Consider the following 17863-nt stretch of genomic DNA (forward strand, 5'->3'; position numbering starts at 1 on the left):
GTATTTGTCGGCTACTATTTGTATTATATGATCATCTATCCTACCTGAACCATTCAAATTGAAATAATCATGATGTGTGAGGTTAATGGCCGTGGGACTATCGGTAGTGGCTTCAGTAGAAATAATTAGCTCATTTTTATCATTTAACTCAAAGCTGATCGAAACTTGAAGATTTCCAGGGTAGCCTTCTTCAAAATCCTTACTTAAATAAGTCATTTTTAGTTGTCCACCAATTCCATTTTCTAAATCTAGCACCTGCCAAACCTTCCTATCAAAACCTTCAAAACCACCATGGTGTTGATGTGGAGGAAAATTTTCACTTAGTTGAAAACATTGACCATCAATTTCAAAATTAGCATTAGCAATTCGATTAGCATAACGACCAATTATTGCACCCAAGTAAGTTCCAGTTTTTAAATATTCGGGATCTAGGTATTGTTCCATTTTGTCAAAACCTAAAACAATATCAATGAGATTATTATTTCGATCTGGAACTTTAAATGATTGAATAATAGCGCCTAAATTGCTTATACACACCTCCACCCCATTATTATTTTGCAATGTAAAAAGGAAAATATCTTCTCCTTGATACTGAAACAAAGCATGTGATTGATGTATTTTCATTTTGGGGGCTTGAATACAAACTTATTTTAAGACCTCAAATTAAATAAAAATTGAATAATAATAAATAATAAAGCTGATATCATTCGAAGAAGCTATTTTTGGGGATGCGAAAATTAAAAACCGAAGAACTTGGTCGTGTAGGTATCGAAGATTTTAAAAAACAAGAAAAATTACCTCTTGCGGTAATTTTAGACAATGTGCGAAGTATGCATAATATTGGTTCAATTTTTCGCACCTCTGATGGCTTCGCTATTGAGAAAATTTACCTCTGCGGAATTACTGCACAACCACCCCATCGGGAAATTGAAAAGACAGCACTTGGAGCAACACAATCTATCGAATGGATTTATTTTGAAAATGTTTGCGATGCTATAAATAACTTAAAATCAGATGGATATACCATCATTGCTATTGAACAAGCTGAAAATAGCACCATGTTAAATAATTACCAACCTGATAATTCTCAAAAATTCGCATTAATATTTGGAAACGAAGTTAATGGCGTAAGTGATGAGGCAATGAATATGATTGATACTTGCATCGAAATCCCACAATTTGGAACAAAGCATTCCTTCAATATTGTTGTTTCTGCAGGAATAGTTTTGTGGGATTTTTTCGCAAAATTAAAATTACAATAAAAGCGCCCTGATTTAATCAAATAATAAATCAGGGTGCTCTGTAGATCTGAAATTACATATTTACATATTCATTGATTCGATCCTTACTCGGCAAGTTACTTTTACCCATAAGAAATTCATCAGCTTTTCGAGCAGCTTCTCTACCCTCTGAAATAGCCCAAACAACTAATGATTGTCCGCGACGCATATCACCAGCAGCAAAAACCTTCTGAATATTCGTTTGATACTGACCTTCAGCAGCCTTCACATTACCTCGATCATCAAGCTCTAACCCTGAATTCTGTATAAGTCCCAGATGCTGTGGGTATAAGAAACCCATTGCTAATAAAACTAGCTGACAAGGAATTTCTCTTTCTGAGCCCTCAACTTCATTAAATTTAATTGGCCTACCTAATGCATCAAGCTCCCAGCTCACATCGGACACTAAAATTGCCCTTAAATTACCTTTTAAATCGCCTAAAAATGCTTTGGTATTAATACCCCAGAAGCGCTCACAACCTTCCTCATGAGAACTTGTAGTTTTCAGCAACATGGGATAAATGGGCCAAGGCATATTTTCATTCCTTTGTTGAGGGGGTTGAACCATTAGTTCAAACTGTTTTACTGAATTTGCATGCTGCCTATTAGATGTTCCTACACAATCTGAACCTGTATCTCCGCCACCAATAACAACAACATCTTTAGCCTTGGCAAAAATTCGCTCTCCAAGAATTGCCGAATTATTTAGTTCCTTATTTTGCTGTTTTAAAAAATCCATAGCAAAATGAATTCCTTTCAAATCACGTCCCGTAATGCTTAAATTTCGTGGAATAGTTGAACCTGCAGCCATAATTACAGCATCATGTCGATCTATAAATGCCTTCATATCATCATTTACCCCTATTTCAGTATTACAAACAAACTGAATACCTTCCTGCTTCATAATTTCTAATCGGCGGTCGATGATTGATTTTTCTAGCTTGAAATCTGGAATACCATATCTTAGTAAACCTCCAGGTTGATCATCACGCTCATAAACTGTTACAGCGTGACCGGCTTTGTTCATTTGAGCTGCTGCAGCTAATCCCGCGGGACCAGAACCTATGATAGCTACTTTTTTACCTGACTTAAGAATTGGCGCATTAGGCTTAACAAAACCCTTTGAAAATGCTATTTCGATAATGTGTTTTTCGATTTCTTCAATTGCTACTGCTGGTTTATTTATACCTAAAACACAGGCTGCTTCACAAGGCGCCGGGCAAATTCTACCCGTAAATTCGGGGAAATTATTGGTGGAAGAAAGAATGAGATAAGCTTCTTCCCATTTACCTTGATATACAGCATCATTAAATTCAGGAATAACATTTCCTAGCGGACAACCAGAATGGCAAAAAGGAATTCCACAATTCATGCATCGAGCTGCTTGTTGATTTAACTTTTCAGGCTCAAATTCCTGTACAAATTCATTATAATTTTCTAATCGCTCTTGAGGAGAGCTTTTTTGAGGAAGCTCTCTATCAAATTCTAAAAAACCTGTAACTTTTCCCATTATCCTGCTGATTGTTGTAATTGTTGATTTTGTAAAACCCTCTTGTACTCAGATGGAAATACTTTAATAAATGATGATGAAGCATTTTCCCAATCTCCCAGAATGTATTTTGCTACTTCACTTTTAGTGAGTAAAACGTGTTTTTTGAGCAAATTTTGAATTTCTTCTTCATCCTGCAGACTTAACGGGTCTAACTCTACCATCTCAGTATTACAGTTACTCACAAATGAATTATCCGGATCATATACCCAAGCAATACCACCACTCATACCAGCGGCGAAATTCCGCCCTGTTTTACCCAGAATCAGAGCTCTTCCACCTGTCATGTATTCACAACCATGATCACCTACCCCTTCTACTACTGCGGTTGCTCCAGAATTTCTTACGGCAAAACGTTCACCGGCTTGGCCCCTCACAAATAATTCGCCAGAAGTAGCGCCATAAAGAGCCACATTGCCTATAATGATATTATCTTGAGATAAAATTTTACTGTTTTGAGCTGGATAAATAACTAATTGAGCTCCAGAAAGACCTTTTCCAACATAATCATTCGCTTCACCTGCCAACTCAAAAGAAATACCCTTAACACAAAAAGCACCGAAACTTTGTCCCGCTGACCCTTTAAATTTAAAATTAATCGTGTTATAAGCTAAACCTGCCGAATGATATTTTTTAGTTATTTCATTTGAAAGTAACGTACCCGTAGTACGATCTGTATTTTTTATGTCAAAGGCTGCAAATACTGGTTCTTTTGAATCTATGGCATTATTAGCCTGTTCCAATAGTTTCCAGTCGAGTACATTATCTAGGTTATGATCCTGTTTCTCACTATTATATAAGGTCATACCAGATGGATTATCCATAGCGTATAAAATAGCTGAGAGATCGATGTTTTTAACCTTCCAATGATCCACATCATCACGCATTTTCAAAAACTGAACCCTTCCAACCATATCATTTATAGTTCTAAATCCAAGCTCGGCCATGATCTCACGTAATTCTTCAGCAATAAACCTGAATAGATTAACGATGTGCTCAGGCTTACCTGAAAACAGTTTCCTTAACTCTGGATCCTGCGTTGCAACTCCAACAGGGCAGGTATTCAAATGACATTTACGCATCATGATACAACCCCCTGCAACTAGTGCAGCTGTGGCTACGCCCCATTCTTCTGCACCCAAAAGAGTAGCAATGGCAATATCCTTACCTGTTTTTAACTGGCCATCGGTTTGAAGCACCACTCTACTTCTTAATTTGTTCTTTACTAAAGTTTGTTGCGCCTCGGCGAGACCGAGTTCCCATGGCAGCCCAGCGTGTTTAATAGAGGTTAATGGTGAAGCTCCTGTACCTCCATCGTATCCAGAAATCAAAATAACATCCGCGTGCGCTTTTGCCACACCAGCTGCAATAGTTCCAACGCCTGCCTTTGAAACAAGTTTTACACTGATTCGAGCCTTACGATTCGCATTTTTAAGGTCGAAAATTAGTTGAGCTAGATCCTCAATTGAATAGATATCATGATGAGGAGGCGGAGATATTAAGCCTACACCAGGAGTAGCATGCCTAACTTTGGCAATCCATTCATCCACTTTATCACCAGGTAATTGACCGCCCTCGCCCGGTTTAGCACCCTGAGCCATTTTTATCTGCAGCTCATCTGCATTGCTTAAGTAATTTGCAGTTACTCCAAACCTACCCGATGCAATTTGTTTAATGGAAGACCGCATGGAACCACCATTAGCCATAGGTTCATATCTTAATTCATCTTCACCACCTTCGCCTGTATTACTTTTCGCACCAATGCTATTCATGGCTATAGCAAGCGTGCTATGCGCTTCATGAGAAATTGACCCAAAAGACATTGCCCCGGTTGCAAAACGCTTTAAAATTGCCTCTACCGGCTCAACTTCCTCTAAAGGCACTGGCTGACGATGATGCGCGAAGTCTAGGAGTCCGCGAATGGTATACAAGGCATCCGTTTGCTTATTTATGTGCTTCGCATACTTCTTGTAAACTTCGTAGTTATTAGTCCTAGTAGAATGCTGTAATAAATGAATCGTTTCAGGATTAAAAAGATGAGCTTCACCCTTTCTTTTCCATTGATAAACACCCCCATCAGGTAATAATCTAGCTTCAACGCCAGTACGTCTAAAACCTAAATAATGCTTACGTAAAGCTTCTTCAGCAAGATCGTCAAGGCCCATTCCACTAATTCTTGAAACAGCACCGGTAAAATAATGATCAATTACATCCTGATTTAATCCAATGATCTCAAATATTTGAGCACCATGATACGATTGTAAGGTTGATATTCCCATTTTAGAGAATATTTTGAGAAGTCCATCATTAATTGACTTTGTATAATTTTTATATAAAGCCTTCAAATCCAGGGTAGTGTCTATCTTCTCATCAGTTTTTAGTTTACGTATAGTTGCTAGAGCCAGATAAGGATTTATTGCTGTAGCGCCGAATGCAATGAGACATGCATAATGATGAACTTCCCAAACATCTCCTGCTTCAACCATAATTCCTACAGCACCACGAAGTCCCTTTTTTATTAGATGATGATGAACAGCTGAAACTGCAAGTAAAGAAGGAATTGGAGCATGCTCCGAGTCAATTGCACGATCAGAGAGTATTAACACTTCAAAACCATCATGAACAGCATCTTCAGCATATCTACACAAACGTTCAAGACCTCTTTGCAGAGAACCTGCTTGTCCGTCGGCTTTAAAATAAGTCTGTAAAGTTTTAGCCTGAAAAGATCCTGTATCGATACTTCTAATTTTTTCAAGTTCTGTATTACTTAAAACAGGATGAGGTAATGCTACACAATGGCAATGCATTTTATCTTCATCAAGGATGTTTCCATTATTCCCCATAAATCCAGCCAGGCTCATCACCAAACGCTCTCTTATTGGATCAATAGGTGGATTTGTAACCTGTGCAAATAATTGTTTAAAATAATTTGCCAAATGTTGAGGACGATCAGAAAACACAGCCAAAGGCGTATCAGTACCCATCGAGCCAATAGCTTCTTTACCATTTAGCGCCATTGGCATGATTAAAGTTTCGATATCTTCACGAGAGAAACCAAAAACCTGCTGGTATTTGAAGGTAGATTCATTCGACAATTGCGTGAAAGCCACACGAGGCTCATCAAGATCTTCTAATTTAATTTTATAATTTTCAAGCCAAGTTCCATAAGGTTGTTTAGAAGTAATCACTCTCTTAATTTCGTCATCTTCAATTATTTGACCTTTAATAGTGTCTACAACAAGCATCTTCCCGGGTTGCAGGCGACCTTTTTTAATAACTTTAGATTCATCAACAGGCAAAACACCTGCTTCAGAAGCGACGATAATCTGATCATCACTCGTGATTACATATCGCTGTGGTCGCAGTCCGTTGCGATCAAGTGTTGCACCAATTAAATGTCCATCTGTAAATGCGATTGCTGCGGGACCATCCCAAGGCTCAATTAAAGTAGCATGATATTCGTAAAATGCTTTGGTGGTAGGATCCATTTGTTCGTTACCATCCCAAGCCTCCGGAATCAGCATCATCATCACATGAGGCAATGATCGACCGCAATGAAAGAGCAACTCAATCACATTATCTAGACATGCAGAATCCGATTGATTATTATCAATTACTGGCAAAAGCATATCCATTTCATCTTTAGAAAAAAATGGCGAAGCAAAAGAACGAATGCCCGAATAAAACCAATTTAAATTCCCTTTTAATGTATTTATTTCTCCATTATGAGCAATAAATCGGAAAGGTTGAGCAAGACGCCATGAGGGAAATGTATTGGTAGAAAAGCGAGAATGAATCATCCCAAAAGCAGAGGTTAAGCACTCATCGTTAAGATCAGGGAAATAAACACGAACCTGACTACTGGTAAACTCACCTTTGTAAATGATTACATTTTGTGATAAAGAAACAATATAAAACTGCTGTTCAGCACCAACAACAGATTCGCTAATTGTTTTAGTTATATAATTTTTAAGAACGTATAATTTACGTTCAAAATCTGCAGGAGTATGAATATTTGCTGGCTTAGCGATAAAAACCTGCTCAATATCCGGCTCTGAAGAAAATGCGGCTTCGCCAATAATTCCGGTATTAACTGGTACTTTTCGGTATCCCAGAATAGTTAAACCCAATTTTTCGGCTGCTTTGGATATTGCCCTGCGACAAGCTTCTTTAATAGTAGGCTTTTTAGGGAAGAATAACATTCCTACACCATAGCTTCCTGCCTTGTCCAAATTGATATTAATCTTATGGGCTTCTTGCTTAAAAAAATCATGAGGAATCTGAATTAATATCCCTGCTCCATCCCCTGAATCTGGATCACAACCACAAGCACCACGGTGTTCCATGTTTTCTAAGATAGTAAGCGCATCACTTACAATCTGATGAGACTTGCTTCCCTTAATATTTGCAATAAAACCAACTCCACAGGCATCATGTTCCAAGGATGAGTGGTATAGACCTTGAGTTTGCTCGTCTTTATTTGTCATTAATATTCACTGATTTATTTTTCCCTAAAATAGAAAAAAAATAGACTAATTGCTTAATTGATAATGATTTTTGTCATTCATTCAAAAATATATCAATTTATATATTAATAAATTAAATTATTATAAATAAATAATGAATTAATTATATAATTCGTATTTCATATATCTATTTATGGGCATAGGAGCATTATCTCCATTTTTTTTTTACTTTTGTGATGGGCAAGTCTTTTACGACCAGCTCCCTTTGAACTCCCCCAGGGCGGGAACGCAGCAAGGGTAGAAGGTTGTAGCGGTGCGATAAAAGGTGCTTGCCCATTTTTTCATTTTGTCAATTAGATAATTAGACAGCTTGTCTATGAGTTTTAATATCCGTCTTCAGGATCATTCAATAATTGACTTTTCAGTTGTTTCTTTCTTTTTTAAATTAACTTGGGCAATAAAGGAGTATTATACTTAATTCACGATATGAATGCTAGTATTATTGCTTATAATTTCGAATTCTTTTCAAAAAATAGAATAAATTTACAGCTACAAAAATGCAATTCACAAAATCTACAATAAATAAAAATTTGAAATGAAATTCTTTATAGACACTGCAAACCTAGCCCAAATTAAAGAAGCACAGGCACTAGGAATATTAGATGGAGTAACAACTAATCCTAGCCTAATGGCGAAGGAAGGTATTACAGGCGACCAGAATGTTATTAACCATTATAAAGCTATTTGTGCCTTAGTTGAGGGCGATGTAAGTGCAGAGGTAATTTCGACTGACTTTGAAAATATGGTTAAAGAAGGAGAAATTTTAGCTGCTTTAGACCCAAAAATTGTAGTAAAAGTGCCAATGATAACAGAAGGTATTAAAGCAATAAAGCACTTTAGTTCAAAGGGAATAAAAACCAATTGCACCTTGGTATTTTCATCCGGTCAGGCTCTATTAGCTGCAAAAGTGGGTGCAACTTATGTTTCACCCTTTATTGGCCGTCTCGATGATGTTTCTACGGATGGCTTGACACTAATTGAAGATATTCGTTTAATCTATGATAATTATGGATTTGATACTCAAATTCTAGCTGCCTCTGTACGTCATCCAATGCATATCATTAACTGCGCTAAGATAGGTGCTGACGTAATTACTGGTCCGCTATCTGCGATGATAGCTTTATCAAAACACCCATTAACAGACATTGGATTAGCACAATTTCTTGCAGATCATGCAAAAGCTGCTAGTAAATAAATAGTATTCAGTAAATTGGAGAAGCATAGAACAAATAGTTCTATGCTTTTCTTATTTCAGACTATTTATCTTTAAAATTATGAAGGCTATTAGAAATTTAGAGAATCAAATTTAAAATTTCCCCAATTGGCTGATCGCTGTCGATCAAAATACCTTTAACTCCAGCTGCCTCCCCTGCTAATACATCTCGTTCTCTATCGCCAATAAAATAGGATTTAGAGGCATCCACTTTAAAACGAGCTATAGCTTTTTCAAGCATTAAAGATCCAGGTTTACGGCATAAACATTTCCCATTGTATTCAGGATGATGGTTGCAATAATAAACCTCAGAAATTAGCACTCCTTGCTCTGCATATTCTTTTTTTAATTGATCATGCATATTATTGAGAATATCAACTGTGTACCATCCTTTTGCAAGCCCTCCCTGATTAGTAATCACAATTAGTAGGTATCCCCTATTTTGCAATTCCTTTAAGGCCTTGAAATTATGATCAAGGACTTTAAAATCTTCCAAACGACAGACATAATCTCCCAACTCCTTATTTAAAACACCATCTCTATCCAGAAAAACAGCTTTATTCATATTTAATTAAATTAAAGGCATTAAGCATATCCATTGTTAGAATTCATGTATGAGAAAAAGATGTGAAAACAAGCTTATAACTGACTAACCCCACCTGATACAATAAATTTCATGGCTTCACTTGCACTCATATTCAATGGCTTAACCTTATTTAAATTTACTATACATAGCTGACCAGCAAATGAGTATGACAAAGGGAAATAAACAGCAACATCGCCTGAATATCCAATTTTTGACAAGTCCTTTTGTGTTAAAAAACCTATTTGCTTCAAACCGCTTTCATTAATTTCAACCACCACAGGCTCACTAAACTTTTTATCATCACCAACAAAAGCCTCTGTTAAATCTTTAAATGATGTATAAATTACATTGAAAACTGGTAATCTTTTAAACCAGCGACCAAACCATTTTTTAATTGGTTCAGTAACAAAATTCGTAACAATTATTCCCACAATAATCAGAATTACGATTACCGTCAGAATTCCTAATCCTGGGATATAAACAGGTTTCCCTGTCTGATCTACCCAAATAACATTACTTAAATTAAGCGCAGAGTCTACCTTCGAAACTGCCCAATAGATAAAAAATAAAGCGGCAGCTATTGGCAAAATAACCAATGCACCTCTTACCAAGTAGTTAAATAAAGACTTTATAATTCTATTCATAATAATAAATTCGTTTTACTCGCTGTGAAATACCTGTAAGCACTTCATAAGGGATAGTATCTAGCTGATTAGCAATATCTTGCACACGAATAAGTTCATTAAATACAATAACTTCATCACCTTCCTCAGCATGTACACCACTAATATCAATCATACACATATCCATACAAATTTTACCAATTGTTGGAACTATTTGTCCTCTGACCAGCATTTTACCCTTACCGCTCCCCAATTTACGATTATAACCGTCGGCATAACCTATTTTTACTGTTGCAATTGTTCCACCATTAGGCATCTTCCCTTCTCTAGCATAACCAATTGTTTCTCCAGCAGGAATCTGTTTGATTTGAGTAATACTGGTTTTCAGCGAAGTTACTGTTTGTAGCGGAGAATTTTCAGTTAGTGACGAATCTATCCCATATAAACCAATTCCAAGTCGCACCATTTCGAATTGTGCTTCCGGCCAGCGACTTATACCCGATGAATTTGCTAGATGACGTAAAAAAGGATAGTTAAGAACATGACTAATTCTATCCGATAACTTATTAAATAGTTTTATTTGACTTCTTGTGAAATTATCATGCTCAGGATTTTCACTGGCTACCAGATGTGAGAAAACACTCTTTACCTGCATGAGCTTAGTATCCTTCAAAAATAAAAGTAATTGATCTAAGTCTTGCTCCATAAAACCAAGGCGGTGCATGCCCGTATCAAGTTTAATATGAATGGGATAAGCACTTAGGCCTTTATTCTTTAAAACCTCTGCAAAATCATTCAAAATACGAATAGAATAGATTTCAGGTTCTAGTCCATGTTTAATTATGGTATCAAAAGCCATTAAATCGGGACTCATCACCATAATTGGGAGACTTGTACCTGCCATTCTGAGAGCAACTCCTTCATCGGCATAAGCCACAGCCAAATAATCAACCTGATTAAATTCCAACAAATTGGCAATTTCAAAGCTCCCACTTCCATAAGAAAAAGCCTTTACCATGGCCATTATCTTGGCACCAGATCCTAGTTTAGACTTGTAATAATTAAGATTATGCTCTAGGGCATTTAAATTTATTTCAAGAACAGTTTCATGGACTTTTTGTGTTAAAAGGCGACTAATATTTTCAAATTCAAATGCTCTAGCACCCTTTAAAAGAATAGTTTCATTTTGAAACTTTATGGATGGGAAAAATTCAATAAGTTGGGCAGTATTTTTAAACAATTCCACCTCACAAGGAAAATGAACTGCATATTTACCTATTTTCTCGCCAACAGCAATAAGTCTATCAACAGATTTATCGATAATTAAATTGCTGATTTTATCATAAATTAACTTCGATTCGTCTCCAGGAATATCTGAAAGAATTAAAGTCCGACGTGAATGCTGATTTTGCTGCTTTAAAAAGTCTAAAGCAATTGCAAGCGATGAAAGATCTAAGCTGTAGGAATCATCAATGATGGAGCAATTATTGATACCAGTTTTTAATTCAAGCCGCATTCCTATAGAAACTAACATTTCTAGTCTTCGGCTTATTAGTTCAGGATTATATTTTAACGCCAACATGGTGGCCCAACAAATCACCGCATTTTCTGTGGATGCTTGATCTTTAAATGGAATTACTACTTGAATTTCCTCCCCTAAATAATATGCATGTAAACGCTGAGAATTATTCTCAATTAATTCAGCATTAAATACCTGAAGATCGGCGTCTTCATCAAAACTCCAACTGAATTTATTTTTGCCTGGCAATATATCCTTACATTGAGCAAGGTATTTTGGGGAGTAAATAAAGAGATCTACCGATTCAAAAAGCTTTAATTTCTCCTTGATTTTATCCTCAATAGATTCAAATCCAGAATGATGAGCCTCTCCAATATTAGTAAGTATTCCAATTGTTGGATGAATGATATCAGCCAGATTCTGCATCTCTCCAGCCTTTGAAATTCCAGCTTCAAAAATTGCTAGATTATTCTCTCGCGCCATATCCCAAACCGAAATAGGTACGCCGATCTGGGAATTAAAACTTTTGGGACTGCGGACTATGTTTTTTTCTGGTGAAAGAAGTTGGTAAATCCATTCCTTTACAATAGTCTTGCCATTGCTGCCAGTTATGCCAATTACTGGGTAATCAAACTTAAATCGATGTGCTTTTGCTAAATCTTGAAGTGCTTTTAATGAGTTGCGAACCAGGAAAAAATTCGCTTCTGGATATTTTTCAATAGGAAAATCAGCATCAGAAATTACGAAATTACGAACACCTAGCTTATACACATCGGGAATGAATTTATGACCATCTCTTCGTAGTTTTAGGGCAAAAAATAGACCGTGGACAGTGTCGTTCAATTTTCGACTATCCGTGAGTAATGTTCTAATAGTAAATTGCTCATCCTTAATAAAGGCTTGAGCATTCAATATCAAGGTTATTTCTTCCGGCTTATATAGCAGATGATTCATGATGTAAATTTCAATAAATTTTAAGAAATCTTATCAAATATTTACGATATTTCAGCGCTTTGGAAAATGAACAATTAAAACCGAAAATTTTTAGCAGACAACAGGCTAAACTTAAGGCAGAGAATTACTGTGCCTATCAGGAGAGATCACAGTATGAAATACGTAATAAGCTGTATGAATGGGGTTTATATCAAAAAGATGTCGAAGAGATTATATGTGAATTAATTGAATCTAATTTTTTGAATGAAGAACGCTTTGCTTTGGCCTATACCTTGGGGAAGTTCAGAATAAAGGGCTGGGGGAAAATAAAGATCAAACAAGCCTTAAAATTAAAGCGTGTTCCTGATCAATTGATTAAGAAATCACTTCAAGCCATTGATGATGAGGATTATTTGCTGGTATTAAGAAGAATATTAGAAAAAAAAGCGGAAACTATAACTGAAAAAGATCCATTTAAGCATCGATATCTGTTAACTCGATACGGTTCAGGCAAAGGATTTGAGCTCAACTTAATCTCTGACATACTGATTAGCAATAAGTTAGATTAATATTAATAAAAAAAATAAAAAATACTTGTTAGAATAGCTTTTCTGCATATATTTGCACTCACCAAAATGCGAAAGTAGCTCAGTTGGTAGAGCACGACCTTGCCAAGGTCGGGGTCGCGAGTTCGAATCTCGTCTTTCGCTCCAATTAAAAAATCCCTCCTTACAGAGGGAATTTTTGTTTGAAATAAATTAATCCACGCTCGGATGGTGGAACTGGTAGACACGCAGGACTTAAAATCCTGTGACCCTTAAAGGTCGTGCGGGTTCGATTCCCGCTCCGAGTACAAAAGCTGATTTTAGGATCGGCTTTTGTCATTTTAGACTAAATCTAGAACCATAGATTATTCCCAACAGTTGAAATTCAAAAGATTACAAAGTCTTGAAACTCATATTTCTAATATAAAAACTGATATTTTTCTTGAATTATATTGATAGGCTCCTCACATCCTATTAACATATCTGTTAATTTTTGTTTTTACGGCTTCCCGTATAAAAATCCATCCAAATAAATGTAGTTTGAGAAATCTTAAACGGAAAAAACTATTGCTAAAAGCTAAGAATATGTGATTATCTGTAAAATGACATTAATAAAGCAATTCAGTTCACTACTTGAGAAAATTCTATGTAATTTAAATGAGTTATAACACATATAAATTCTAAACAAATAAAAAAACAGAAATTAATAAAATATACATTAAAGATTTTAATTTTCATTATGATTTTAATCAATTTATCTCATGATTAAAATCATAAGGTTTGCTTACAAATTAAATTAATTTTAAATATTAATCCTGCGAACATTATTTCATTCTGAAAAGAAAAGATTGAAATAAATTCATTTTTTAATAGCAATAGTTTGATGTATCCTAAAACATTAAACTAAATAAAATTGAAATGTTTATGAATAGAAGACTTAAATCTGTTAACTATTAAAAAAAAATCAATTAAATAATAACTATTAGTAAACAAAAACATCAAAATTTATTTAATTACTGGAGGTATTAAGACCCATTCAAAGAATTTAAAATGAAAAAAATCTTATTGATTGAAGATGATAAATCTTTTAGAGACAAACTGGATCAATTACTAAGTCTTTCTGGTTATGAGGTATTAAGTTGCGACAATGGTAAAAGTGGAATAGAAACTGCATTAAAGGAGAATCCGGAATTTATAATTTGTGATGTCTCCATACCTGACATAGATGGCTTCGGAGTTATACATATTTTGAGCAATCACCCAAAAACTGCGGGTACACCTTTTATTTTTCTTTCTGGCAATGCTGATTATGTTGCTCAACGAAAAGGAATGAGCTTAGGTGCCGACGATTACCTCGTTAAACCATTTGACAGTAATGATTTACTTAATACAATTAGGTTAAGAATTGAAAAAAACGAAAATCTTAAAAATAAATTTCATTTAACAAACGACTCTGATAATGAATCAACATTTAGCCCTATTAGCAATGCTAAACAAAGTAGTTTGATAAATGATAAGCATGAAATGCAGAATTTCAAAAGAAAGCATATCTTATATACTCTGGGGCAGCGCCCATCTTATGTTTACTATATTAAATCAGGAAAAGTAAAGGAATTTATTGTGAATGAGGATGGCAAGGAACTGATAACAGGCATTTATTCGACAGGAGACTTTTTTGGATATACTGAAATATTAAAAGAAAGTAATTACAGTAAAAATGCTAAACTTATGGAAGATTCATCCATTATTTTGATTCCGAAGGATGATTTCATGCAAAAAATTCATACCAACTCCAATATTTCAAAAGAATTTATTGGCATGTTATCCAGCAATATTACAGAGAATGAAAAGCTAATCATCAATATGGCTTATAATTCATTAAGAAAAAAAGTTGCAATCGGAATGGTTCGATTAATTGATAAATTGAAAGAAAGTAAAAATGGAAAAAGTATGATCAGCGTGTCTCGTGAAGATCTTGCCCATGTAGTGGGTTCATCTTTAGAATCTACAATAAGAACTCTAAAAGAATTCAAGACAGAAAAACTCATAGAAGTAGATGATAATGGAACAATAGTAGTTCTTGATGAGCAAAAAATACGAAATTTAAGACATTGATTGTTTATTATTCAAAAAAATCAATTAATTTAAAACTAAGAAGCCCCCTTTAAAAAAAGGGGGCTTCTTAGTTTATTTACTAAATCTTAAAATTTCAAGAATTAAAATGATTTGGTTTCCACTGGAAAGTATGCCTGTAATATTGTAAAGGTTTAAATATTCTATTGATCTCACTTTCAAGCAATTCTTTTTGGAAAGGAAAGGAATAATTGTTTTTTAAACAATTATGCTCAGTGTGGATACAGCTGGCCTAGCTGGCGACTCTTGCACTAGAATAAATTGGGACCTTTTTCAAGAAAACGGGCATACTCTGTGGATTATTTTTTATTTATATTGATTTTGGATTAAATTTTCATGAAAATCAAATCTTATCAGACTTCATTATATTTTTCGAGGAGATTGATATACTTATTTCTCCAATAGTTAGCAGAATTTTGAAAATCATTCATTTGGACGTCGCCCTGATATACTTGAGTAGGATTTGGCTTTCTACCATTTAATTTATCTGGAAAATCAGAAGAAAAATCATAATCCAAAACCTCTCCTATTTGAAGAATAATATCAAAACTCAAATTTTTTTGAGTAAACCAATTATAAATCGACCTTCTGCTAACTCGCAGTCTCCTAGATAATTCACTTATACTAATATTATTTCTGCGAATTACATGTTCAACAATTTCCCCATTATTCATAATCAAAAAAATTTAAATTTATAAGATCAAAAATCACTTAAGACATACCAAATTGACAATCAATTCATCGTCTGAAACAATATTCCAAATTAGAACTAACCAAATAAATTTTACTTGATTATAATCAAGTAAAACATTGATTATGAATAAAATAGACATTGATTAAAAACATAATAAACTCCTAGTTAACTACTATTTCATCTGACTTACAATAAACAGCATTATTGCTTTTAAATTCGGGAATAATCTCATTTAATTTCCTTGCAAGGCCGATTTGATCATCCAAATCCATCAATTCTATTAATTCACTTATCATCCTTTCCACATAGAAAAAGTGAAAATTGATCACTTTAGAGATTTTTATTTTTGAGTGATGTGTTGGTATGATGTTTTCTCCTTTGTTCAAAAGCTCTTCATATAGCTTCTCCCCTGGACGCAAACCTGTGAATATTATATTGATATCTTTTTCTGGTATTAAGCCCGCTAAGCGGATCATATTGATAGCCATATCGACTATTTTAACGGGTTCACCCATATCGAAAATAAAAATCTCCCCGCCTTTACCCATTGCGCTTGCTTCCAAAACCAACTGAACTGATTCTGGAATAGTCATAAAATATCGTGTGATTTTGGGATGAGTAATCGTAAGGGGACCACCTTTTTTAATTTGATCTTTAAATCGAGGAACCACAGAGCCGTTGGAACCCAAAACATTTCCAAAGCGAGTGGTAATGAAGCGCGTTGGGACTTCCTTATTATCAGAAATTTCTTGAATTGACATTTCTCTTGCCTGATGAAAATTCAGAGATTGAATATACATTTCGGCCAAACGTTTTGAAGCTCCCATAATATTTGTTGGGTTAACTGCTTTATCAGTAGAAATCATGATAAATTTCTCCGCTTTATATTCAAGAGACATATCTGCTAAATTCTTTGTCCCAAGTACATTAGTTAAAATCGCTTCAAATGGATTATCTTCCATCATAGGAACATGCTTATATGCAGCGGCATGAAAAACTACTTGGGGCCGAAAAACAGAAAATAAAGTCTTAATTCGTTTGGCATTTTGAATATTGGCCATAAAAAATTTTACCGGAGCCTTTGGATGATGTTCCTCAATTTCCAACTGTAATTCATGAAGTGGTGTTTCAGCTTGATCACAAAGGATTAAAAGTTCTGGGCTATAGTTCAAAAGCTGACGAACCATTTCCGAACCGATGGATCCAGCAGCACCCGTAACCAATATTCTTTTACCAGCCAGTTCTCTAAAAATATTATCCTTCTTAAGAATAATTGGTGCTCTTTGCAAAAGATCTTCAATATTTAAGCTTTTTATTTGATTTAAGCTCAAATTTCCATTAATCCACTGGGAGGAATGAGGAACAGATAAAATACTAATTCCGAGTTTAATACACTGCTTTATTACAGGATTTCTTTTTGAATTATTAAGATCATCACACATGATCACTAATTTATCGAGTCCGTATTTTTTTTTGAGAAGTGGAATTGTTCCTGAAGCGTAAACCTCTAATTGTTCTAGATTTTTATTAATTCGGCCAGGATCATCATCAACAAAGCCAATAATTTTATAATTCTTTTCTTGAGAAAGTTCAAATACCCTTTTTATTAGTAGCGCATTTTTATCCGAGCCGTAAATCAGAATATTTTCATTTTCGACCTTTGGATTTATAGAATCAAGGCTTTTTATAAATGAAAACAGACTTTTTACTGTTACTCTTAAAATAATAAGTAAAGAAGCAGAAATGAAAAAATCAACAATGATTACAGCTTCCAGAGCATCAAGATTGACATTTAAAATAGGAATGAATAAAGAATTGCTAACCAACCAAAAAAGCAAACTACTAATAGAAACAGCTTTAAAAATCCGAATAATATCTTCTGTATTTGAATGTCGAATTATTCCGGTGTGAATTCTTATAAAAAGGAAAACAACAGTCCGAAGAAAAATAAAAGAAAGTAAATAAAAAAGAAAGCTAGATGTAAATAATTCCTGCAATTGAAACTTCTGTATAATCAGAAATGACAATACAAAAGCTAGGCTAAGTATTAAAAAATCTATTGAAAAAATTAGCCATCGCGAAGATGTTTTTTCTTGGAAAATGGTATGTATCATTTTAGTAAAATGAGGTTTAAGATGAACTATTAGCGTTAAGGAGGCGGCAGTCTGACAAATGGAGCTGAGGAATACTAAGAAAGAAAATAGTAACCTTGAATTAAACCGAAGGCAGTTTAAATATTCTAAAATTTGAAGCAGAAATGCT

11 protein-coding genes, 2 tRNA genes, 1 other RNA gene and 1 pseudogene are annotated in these 17863 nt (G+C 34.7%); 7 read left to right on the forward strand and 8 right to left on the reverse strand.

Going from position 1 to position 17863, the window contains the following annotated elements; genetic code table 11:
• Positions 1-624: pseudogene (locus ACILQF_RS03405) on the reverse strand (galactose mutarotase); the annotation flags it as partial.
• Positions 625-728: 104 nt separating this feature from the next.
• Here ACILQF_RS03405 and ACILQF_RS03410 point away from each other — a divergent pair.
• Entirely contained in the window at positions 729-1262 is a 534-nt protein-coding gene (locus ACILQF_RS03410) for an RNA methyltransferase (protein ID WP_395626013.1), read from the forward strand.
• A gap of 52 nt (positions 1263-1314) precedes the next feature.
• Here the strand turns inward: ACILQF_RS03410 and ACILQF_RS03415 are convergent, their stop codons facing one another.
• Entirely contained in the window at positions 1315-2790 is a 1476-nt protein-coding gene (locus ACILQF_RS03415; protein WP_395626014.1) for a glutamate synthase subunit beta, read from the reverse strand.
• The gene (gene gltB, locus ACILQF_RS03420; protein WP_395626015.1) at positions 2790-7316 is read right to left on the reverse strand and encodes a glutamate synthase large subunit; all 4527 of its coding nucleotides are present in this window, start codon (positions 7314-7316) and stop codon (positions 2790-2792) included. Before gltB ends, ACILQF_RS03415 begins: the two co-directional genes overlap by 1 nt.
• A 217-nt stretch (positions 7317-7533) precedes the next feature.
• On the opposite strand from gltB, the gene ffs reads away from it, so the two are divergent.
• Positions 7534-7633, forward strand: an RNA gene (gene ffs / locus ACILQF_RS03425) — signal recognition particle sRNA small type.
• A gap of 257 nt (positions 7634-7890) precedes the next feature.
• Entirely contained in the window at positions 7891-8550 is a 660-nt protein-coding gene (fsa, locus tag ACILQF_RS03430; RefSeq protein WP_395626016.1) for a fructose-6-phosphate aldolase, read from the forward strand.
• A gap of 97 nt (positions 8551-8647) precedes the next feature.
• Here the strand turns inward: fsa and ACILQF_RS03435 are convergent, their stop codons facing one another.
• From ACILQF_RS03435 to ACILQF_RS03445, 3 genes are all read right to left on the reverse strand, one after another.
• A complete protein-coding gene (locus ACILQF_RS03435; protein ID WP_395626017.1) occupies positions 8648-9133 on the reverse strand; it encodes a D-glycero-alpha-D-manno-heptose-1,7-bisphosphate 7-phosphatase in 486 nt (161 codons plus the stop codon).
• A 74-nt stretch (positions 9134-9207) separates the two neighbouring features.
• Positions 9208-9798 carry a DUF502 domain-containing protein gene (locus tag ACILQF_RS03440; RefSeq protein WP_395626018.1) on the reverse strand — a complete coding sequence of 197 codons (591 nt, stop codon included), beginning with the start codon at positions 9796-9798 and terminating at the stop codon, positions 9208-9210.
• Positions 9791-12250 (reverse strand): bifunctional UDP-N-acetylmuramoyl-tripeptide:D-alanyl-D-alanine ligase/alanine racemase, encoded by a 2460-nt coding sequence (locus tag ACILQF_RS03445; protein ID WP_395626019.1) that lies wholly within the window; start codon positions 12248-12250, stop codon positions 9791-9793. Before ACILQF_RS03445 ends, ACILQF_RS03440 begins: the two co-directional genes overlap by 8 nt.
• Positions 12251-12309: 59 nt before the next feature.
• On the opposite strand from ACILQF_RS03445, the gene ACILQF_RS03450 reads away from it, so the two are divergent.
• The 4 genes from ACILQF_RS03450 (at position 12310) to ACILQF_RS03465 (ending at position 14889) form a co-directional block, all read left to right on the forward strand.
• Positions 12310-12798 (forward strand): regulatory protein RecX, encoded by a 489-nt coding sequence (locus ACILQF_RS03450; RefSeq protein ID WP_395626020.1) that lies wholly within the window; start codon positions 12310-12312, stop codon positions 12796-12798.
• Between the two features lie 68 nt (positions 12799-12866).
• Positions 12867-12942, forward strand: a tRNA-Gly gene (locus ACILQF_RS03455).
• A gap of 54 nt (positions 12943-12996) precedes the next feature.
• Positions 12997-13082: transfer RNA gene (locus ACILQF_RS03460), tRNA-Leu, on the forward strand.
• 742 nt (positions 13083-13824) lie between these two features.
• Positions 13825-14889 (forward strand): response regulator, encoded by a 1065-nt coding sequence (locus ACILQF_RS03465; RefSeq protein WP_395626021.1) that lies wholly within the window; start codon positions 13825-13827, stop codon positions 14887-14889.
• 371 nt (positions 14890-15260) lie between these two features.
• Here ACILQF_RS03465 and ACILQF_RS03470 read toward each other — a convergent pair whose 3' ends face one another.
• A complete protein-coding gene (locus tag ACILQF_RS03470; RefSeq protein ID WP_395626022.1) occupies positions 15261-15581 on the reverse strand; it encodes a helix-turn-helix domain-containing protein in 321 nt (106 codons plus the stop codon).
• Positions 15582-15762: 181 nt separating this feature from the next.
• On the reverse strand, positions 15763-17863 hold a 2101-nt coding region (locus tag ACILQF_RS03475; RefSeq protein ID WP_395626023.1), incomplete at its 5' end, for a polysaccharide biosynthesis protein.

The sequence above is a fragment of the Daejeonella sp. genome (genome assembly GCF_044232565.1).
Lineage (GTDB): Bacteria > Bacteroidota > Bacteroidia > Sphingobacteriales > Sphingobacteriaceae > Daejeonella.